This window comes from Streptomyces sp. SID12501, from assembly GCF_010550245.1.
GTDB lineage: Bacteria > Actinomycetota > Actinomycetes > Streptomycetales > Streptomycetaceae > Streptomyces.
Genome location: NZ_JAAGLU010000723.1, coordinates 1 through 430 on the forward strand (window position 1 = coordinate 1; position 430 = coordinate 430).

The window sequence follows — 430 nt, forward strand, 5'->3', positions numbered from 1 at the left end:
GAGGGGGATCTCCTTCGACGTGGTGGTCGATGGAGGATGCGCTCCGCCCTCGTCTAGCGTCGCGAGCGGCCCCCGGCGGCATCACTCAAGCACTGCGGCGCCGCCGCGCCGGGGCTGTCTTCTTCGCCGGCCGCGACGTTCGGTCCGCCCGCTCGGGGGCTGTGGTCTCATCCCCGGCTGCCTGTCCTCGCCGCTCTCGCGCCGCGGCGACGCTGGCGTCCAAGGCCGCCATCAGGTCCACCACCTGCGCGGAAGCCGAAGGCCCCGCGCCCCCCGAGAGGGGCGGCCGGCTATCGGCCGCCTTCGCCCGGATCAGTTCCTCCAACGCTTCCCGGTAGTGGTCACGCTCCTCACTGAGGTCACCACCCATTGCGTTCAGGAGTGCGAGGGCGGCTTCCACCTCGTCGTCTTCCAGTGCGATCGGCGGTGG

The 430-nt window shown here is 71.9% G+C and carries 1 pseudogene; it reads right to left on the bottom strand.

What is annotated here, in order from left to right:
- Positions 1–85 precede the first annotated feature (85 nt).
- Positions 86–430, bottom strand: a pseudogene (locus G3I71_RS50695) (Ku protein); the annotation flags it as partial.